At 71.4% G+C, this 1,922-nt stretch carries 1 protein-coding gene; it reads left to right on the top strand.

Annotation, left to right across the window (positions count from 1 at the left end; all coding sequences use genetic code 11):
• Positions 1 to 12 precede the first annotated feature (12 nt).
• On the top strand, positions 13 to 1,922 hold a 1,910-nt coding region (gene dxs / locus MKK60_RS14265), incomplete at its 3' end, for a 1-deoxy-D-xylulose-5-phosphate synthase (protein WP_243949252.1).

Genomic DNA, 1,922 nt, shown 5'->3' with positions numbered 1-1,922 from the left:
GCCCCCTCGATTTTGGACGGTTTGTCCGAGACGTCCGCGTTGCGGTTGCTTCCGGAGAGCGATCTCCGGGCGGTGGCGGACGCGGTTCGCTCGGAGATGATCGAGGCCGTGTCGGTGACGGGCGGCCATCTCGGGTCGGGGCTCGGGGTGGTCGAGCTGACGGTGGCGCTGCACCACGTGTTCGACACGCCCGACGACCGGATCGTGTGGGACGTCGGGCACCAGGCGTATCCGCACAAGATCCTGACCGGGCGGCGCGAGCGGATGCGGACGCTGCGCCAGGGCGGCGGGCTGTCGGGCTTCACCAAGCGCTCGGAGAGCGAATACGACCCGTTCGGGGCGGCGCATTCCTCGACCTCGATCTCGGCCGCCTTGGGCATGGCGGTGGCGCGGGACCTGCACGCGGCCTCGGAGAAGGCCAAGGGCCACGCCGAGCCCAAGCGCCGCAACATGATCGCGGTGATCGGGGACGGCTCGATGTCGGCGGGCATGGCCTACGAGGCGATGAACAACGCCGGCGCGCTGCATTCGCGGCTGATCGTGATCCTGAACGACAACGACATGTCGATCGCGCCGCCCGTGGGCGCGATGTCGGCCTACCTGGCGCGGCTGGCGTCGGGCGGGGCGTACCGGGGCCTGCGCGAGACCGCCAAGCAGCTCGGCAAGCTGCTGCCGAAGGCGATCTACCAGCGGGCGGCGCAGGCCGAGGAGTTCGCCCGCGGGCTGATCGTCGGCTCGGGCACGATGTTCGAGGAGATGGGCTTCCACTACGTCGGGCCGGTGGACGGGCACAACCTCGACCACCTGCTGCCGGTGCTGAAGAACGTGCGCGACTCGGAGCAGGGCCCGATCCTGCTGCACGTGGTGACGCAGAAGGGCAAGGGCTACGCGCCGGCGGAGGCGTCGGCCGACCGCTACCACGGCGTGGTGAAGTTCGACGTGCTGTCGGGCGTGCAGACCAAGGCCAAGGCCAACGCCCCGGCCTACACGCGGGTGTTCGGCGAGAGCCTGATCAAGGCGGCGGATGCCGACGACAAGGTGGTGGCGATCACCGCGGCGATGCCGGGCGGCACCGGGATCGACCTGTTCGGCAAGGCGCATCCGGACCGGACCTTCGACGTCGGGATCGCCGAGCAGCACGCGGTGACGTTCGCCGGCGGCCTGGCGACGGAGGGCTACAAGCCGTTCGTGGCGATCTACTCGACCTTCCTGCAGCGGGCCTACGACCAGGTGATCCACGACGTGGCGCTGCAGAACCTGCCGGTGCGCTTCGCGCTGGACCGGGCGGGGCTGGTGGGGGCCGACGGGGCGACGCATGCGGGGGCGTTCGACCTGGCGTACCTGTGCTGCCTGCCGAACATGACGGTGATGGCGGCGGCCGACGAGGCCGAGCTGGTGCACATGGTGGCGACCTGCCACGCGCACGACGACGGCCCGATCGCGCTGCGCTACCCGCGCGGCGAGGGGGTGGGCGTCGAGATGCCGGAGGTGGGCGTTCCGCTGGCGATCGGCCGGGGCCGGATCGTGACGCGGCCCGAGGGCGCGCGGGTGGCGCTGCTGTCGCTGGGCACGCGTCTGTCCGAGGCGCTGAAGGCGGCCGAGACGCTGGAGGCGGCCGGCATCGCGGTGACGGTGGCGGATGCGCGCTTCGCCAAGCCGCTGGACGAGGCGCTGATCCTGGACCTGGCGGCGAGCCACGAGGTTCTGATCACGCTGGAGGAGGGCTCGCGCGGCGGCTTCGGGGCGCAGGTGCTGCACCTGCTGACCGAGCGCGGCGTGCTCGACGCGATGCGGCTGCGGGTGCGCACGATGACCCTGCCCGACAGCTACCAGGACCACGACAGCCCGGACAAGATGTACGCCGAGGCCGGCCTCGACGCCGCCAGCATCGTCCGGAAGGTCGAGGACATCCTCCCCGAGCG

This window comes from Methylobacterium sp. J-092, from assembly GCF_022829325.1.
GTDB lineage: Bacteria > Pseudomonadota > Alphaproteobacteria > Rhizobiales > Beijerinckiaceae > Methylobacterium.
Note: the sequence above shows the minus strand (reverse complement) of the source record. Positions and strands in the feature narration are given on the sequence as shown.